The organism is Neisseria sp. P0021.S007 (genome assembly GCF_051956855.1).
The window spans coordinates 1-449 of the sequence record NZ_JBQCXA010001665.1; the positions used below are offsets into that span (position 1 = coordinate 1).

Sequence of the window (449 nt, forward strand, 5' to 3'; positions counted from 1 at the left end):
TTGCCGGATTCTTCCCAATAGATTTGATGGATGTCCGATACGGGCAGCAGGCCGCTGCGGATGGATTCGCGGATGGGGTGCATGATGTTTCTCTCCTGTTGTCTGACGTTTGGATTGTACCCATCGTGCCGGTAAACGACAAACGGCAAGGGGTCGTCTGAAATCCCCTTCTGCCGCCGCGTTTCCCGACCGCCCGACTATCCGCTATAATTCCCCGATACCCGCGCAACAGAAAGAATGAAATGAACAAAATCCTGATGACCGCCGCCGTACTGCTTCTGTCCGCCTGCGGCTTCCACCTCAAAGGCATGGGCGACCCCGCACGCACGCTGCCGTATCCCGCTTGGCACATCCAAAACGCCTCCGTCATGCAAAAGGCTTTGGAAAACGCCCTGCGCCGCGCCGACGGCAAACCCGTTTCCGCCGCCGAAGCGCAAATGACTTTGCAC

Annotated in this window: 1 pseudogene; it reads left to right on the forward strand. The window is 57.9% G+C overall.

The features are described from left to right. Positions 1–242: 242 nt before the first annotated feature. Positions 243–449: pseudogene (locus tag ACTHUR_RS20810) on the forward strand (LPS assembly lipoprotein LptE); the annotation flags it as partial.